This is a genomic window from Protofrankia coriariae (assembly GCF_001017755.1).
GTDB lineage: Bacteria > Actinomycetota > Actinomycetes > Frankiales > Frankiaceae > Protofrankia > Protofrankia coriariae.
Genome location: NZ_JWIO01000015.1, coordinates 98,612 through 102,999 on the forward strand (window position 1 = coordinate 98,612; position 4,388 = coordinate 102,999).

Here is a 4,388-nt window from a genome sequence, read left to right on the forward strand (position 1 = left end):
GCGGGGGTTCGTCCGCCGTGGCCCCGGCTCTCGTGGCACCGCGGTGCAGCCCCTCACCATGGTGCTCGGGCAGGGCCTGCTGACCAGCTCCGGTGAGCTGCACCGCAGGCAGCGGCGGCTCATGCAGCCGCTGTTCCACCACCAGCGGATCTTCGAGTACGGAGAGACGTTCGCCGCGATCGCCGACGCGCGGGCCGCGCGCTGGCGGAACGGGCAGCGTCTCGACATACACGACGAGATGATCGAGATGACGCTGGCGATGGTCACGAAGACCCTGTTCGACGTCGATGTCGACGCCGATACCGACAGCGACATCGTGGCCGTGATCCGGGCCGCCATCAGTGAGAACACGGTGGCCGCCCGCAAGGCCCTGCACACCGGTTTCGAACTGCTGGAACGGCTGCCGCTACCCTCGGCCCGGCGCCGCCGCGAGACTCGCCAGGCCCTCGACCGGGTCGTCTACGACCTCATCGAACGCCGCCGCCGCGAAGGGGCGGAAGGCCGGGATCTGTTGTCGCTACTGTTGTCCGCCCGTGACGCCGACAGCGGGGACGGCATGGACGACAGCCAGGTTCGGGACGAGACCCTGACCATCATGCTCGCCGGTCACGAGACCACCGCCAACGCGCTGACCTGGACCTTTCATCTCCTCGGCCAACATCCCGAGGTGGCCGAGGCACTGCACGCCGAACTCGACGGCGTCCTGGCCGGCCGGCGTCCGACGGTCGCGGACCTGCCCCGCCTGCCGTTCACCGACGCGGTGCTCAGCGAGTCGATGCGGCTCTACCCGCCCGTGTGGGCGATGAGCCGGTATCTGGTGGAGGACCGTGTCGTCGGTGGCTATCCGTTGCCCGCAGGGTCGACGCTGCTGCTGAGCCAGTGGGTCGTTCACCGCGACGAGAAATGGTGGCCGGAACCGGAACGGTTCGACCCGGCCCGCTGGCTCGGGGACCGGGTCGACCCCGACCGGCCCCGCTACGCCTACTTCCCCTTCGGCGGCGGCCCGCACCAGTGCATCGGCAACAGCTTCGCCCGGACCGAAGGGGTGCTCGCGCTCGCGACGATCAGCCGCCACTGGACGTTCGAGCCCGTCCCCGGCTTGAAGATCGCCCCTGAGCCGCTGGTGACCCTGCGGCCCCGGGACGGACTGCCGATGACCATCCGTCGCCACGGCTGACGGCACGCCGCCCGCGCCCGACCCCCGGTCTCGCTCAGTCCCCGGCCTCGCCGATCCCCGTGCGGAGAGCACGGGCGAACGAAATACCACCAGCCGCTCCTTCACCGCGGCCGGCCGCCGGAAGCGTCGTTCTTCCGGCCGGTTATCCGACTATCCGACCGGCCGGCCGGGTAGCCAATTGCCGAGCGATCCCGGCTCCCGCCATGTACCCGGACGCCGTGCGGAACATTGTGATGAAGCCAGCGCCACAGTGCACAGCCTTCGGGTTCCGATACCCTGCCGGCCGACCTACTCTTGAAGAGGAACATCCGTCACCTGTATCCGCTGGGAGTAAAATGACTGCCAGAACCCTGCGGCGTGCCGTGGTCGCTATTGTCACCGGGCTTTTCGCCGTGTTCCTGGGCACAGCTCCCGCCAGTGCCCTGCCCACCAGCACCGACACCGGAATCGGCGGCGGAACCGCCATAACCATCGACGACCCCGCCACCGGCACAGATCCCGCCACCGGTGGGGACTCCGCGGCCGGCGCTGGCTCCAATGCCCTGGGCGCGATCTCCGGCGTGGTGGGGGGCCTCTTCTCCAGCGCCTTCTCCCAGGCCGGGAACGCTGTTTCCGAAGGATTGTCCAACGGGACCCCGAACTAACTCCTCCAAGAACGGCCGATAATACTTCCAATATTTTCGTGCTCGTCGTCCCGGCCGGGACAGCGAATTCCACATGTTGTTCCGGCCGGGAGATGGCAGCCGGCCGCCAGAAGATCATCCATGTCTCCCGTGTTCGACCGGACGGTGTCGTTCCCTGCCCACCACCGGTGCGGCTCCGGTCCACGGTCGTGACGGGGCGCCGCCCGCGATTCCTCCCCGGCGCCGCCACCCGCACCACCCACGAGACCGCACCGGAAGTGCTGTTTTCAAGGTGTTCATCCTGCTCGCAGGCTTTTGCCCCGGTCACGGCAACGGGTGCCGGGCCAGGGGCCGCCAGGGTGGTCTGTTCCCGGGAATGCCGATCGGAGAGCTGATGGTTGGGGCCGGATATGACAACCATTGGATTGATCGGTAGCGGGAACATCGGCAGCACGCTGGCCAGACTGGCTGTCACGGCCGGATATGACGTGGTCCTGAGCAACTCGCGAGAGCCTGAGACGCTGAAGGAGCTGGTCGACGAGCTGGGCCCGCGCGCCCGCGCCGCAACCCCAGGCCAGGCCGGGGAAGCCGGGGACCTGGTGGTCGTGACAATTCCGCTGCGAGCCTACCGCAGCGTGCCCGTCGAACCACTTGCCAACAGGACTGTCATTGACACCAACAACTACTACCCGCAACGAGACGGGCAGATCCCCGAGCTGGACGACGAATCGACCACGACCAGCGAGCTCCTCCAGAGGCACCTGCCAACGTCCAAGGTCGTGAAAGCGTTCAACAACATCTATTTCAAGCATCTGCTGTCGCTGGCCCGGCCGGCCGGGGCGCCCGACCGCAGCGCCCTGCCGATCGCCGGGGACGACGCGGACGCGAAAGCGGCGGTGATCGCCTTCCTGGACGCGATCGGCTACGACGCCGTCGACGCCGGCCCGCTCTCCGAAGGGTGGCGTTTCCAGCGCGACACCGCCGCCTACGCGACCTTGTACTTCGACCGAAGCTCGGCCAGCGGGCAGGACGGGTTCCCGGCGGCGGGAGTACCGGCCGATGCCGCGACGCTCCGCGCGGCTCTGGCCGCTGCCCGTCGTTATGCCGACGCTGGCGGAAACTGACCCGGAACGACCGGATGGAACGTACGCCGCCGGCGGTGATCGGCGGCGTACGGCGGCCATGCCCCAGTGCCCGGTATCCCCCTTTCCGCCGGATATCCGGCCAGCATCCCCGCCGGACTTCCAGCGAACGCCACTCGCACCGTCATCTCGCGGCAGCGCAGGCCCGCGCGGATCTCGGTCGTGACAGCGCGAGTCGCCGGTCACGCCGAGCGGAAGTCCCGCCTACCCGCTCAGTACTCCATCCGCCCCCGGCTCCATCCGCCCCCGGCTCCGTCCACCCCCACCGCCGGGCATCCTGATATGTCCATCGAAAGCGGCCGACCACCTGGTGGCGGTAAGGGCACATTACGTGACCGTCAAACGTCATATTGCGGGACGACGCGCGAAAGTGCACGAACCACGCCGGTGATGCTGGTCAGCGCGCGGAATCACGGGCGCCCGAACCTGCGAACCAGGTGGTAAGAAGACCCGGAAACGGAAATGAAAAGGCGATGAGGAGGTAAGTAGGGTGTGACGATGCCGGTTCGTCCACGGCCTCATGCGAAGGCGGGATCCGATGAACGGTGACAGACCGTGTACCGACACGCCGGCTGACCGGTCCGATGAGCGACCGCTCGACCGGCTGGCGGGGCGCTCGGACGTCCACCTGGCAGGGGGCAGCGTGACAGCCGCGGTGGACGCGCACGGGATCGTGACAGGCTGGAGCGAGAGCGCATACCAACTCCTGGGCTACACCCCGGCGGAGGTCATCGGGACGGCCGTGGGCACGCTGCTCGCCGATGCGCTGCCGAAGCCGGCCCGGCATGCTGTCGCGCACGGGCAGAGCTGGCAAGGACTGGTCACCGTTTGTCACCATGACGGCTGTATCCTCCCGCTGGGGATTCGCGCCCATCCCCTCCTGGACGCCGCCGGGGCTGTCACCCTGTGGTATGTGGCCGTGCTCCACACCGGCCTCGCACCCGTCCGGGCTCCTTCCTCGGCCTCTCATGACAGGCACGCGTGCGACCCGCGGGAGCCGCGGGAAGCGAGGGAGACACCGGTGGACGACCGGTCTCTGATCGGCTGGGCGTTCACGCAGGCCCCGATCGGCCTGGCGCTCGTCGACACCGAGATGCGGATCCGCCGGCTGAACACCGAAACCACCCGCATGATCGGTAACACCGACACCGACCTGCGCGGCCACCGGCTGATGGACGCCTTACCCCACCCCGCCTACCAGGCAACCTGGGACCATCTCCGCCACGTGATGGCCACCGGCCGATCCGCCCGCCACGAAAGCTTCAGCCGCGCGCAGGGGGAGACCCGCAAACGCGCCTGGGCGGTCCGCACCTCCCCGGTCCGCGACCCCGCCGGCCGGATCCACGGCGTGTTCACCGCCGCCATCGACATCAGCGAACAGTACTGGGCCCAGCAACGCCTGACCCTGCTCAACGAGGCCACCACCGCCATCGGCAGCACCCTCGA

General features: G+C 68.7%; 4 protein-coding genes. All 4 read left to right on the top strand.

The window, feature by feature from the left end:
* Window positions 1-43 precede the first annotated feature (43 nt).
* Window positions 44-1,177 (top strand): cytochrome P450, encoded by a 1,134-nt coding sequence (locus FrCorBMG51_RS11775; protein WP_338052736.1) that lies wholly within the window; start codon window positions 44-46, stop codon window positions 1,175-1,177.
* Window positions 1,178-1,512: 335 nt separating this feature from the next.
* Entirely contained in the window at window positions 1,513-1,821 is a 309-nt protein-coding gene (locus tag FrCorBMG51_RS11780; protein ID WP_047223108.1) for a hypothetical protein, read from the top strand.
* Window positions 1,822-2,210: 389 nt separating this feature from the next.
* Entirely contained in the window at window positions 2,211-2,924 is a 714-nt protein-coding gene (locus FrCorBMG51_RS11785) for an NADPH-dependent F420 reductase (RefSeq protein ID WP_047223109.1), read from the top strand.
* 661 nt (window positions 2,925-3,585) lie between these two features.
* A partial coding sequence (locus tag FrCorBMG51_RS11790) for a PAS domain-containing protein (protein ID WP_235433503.1) occupies window positions 3,586-4,388 on the top strand: 803 nt, incomplete at its 3' end.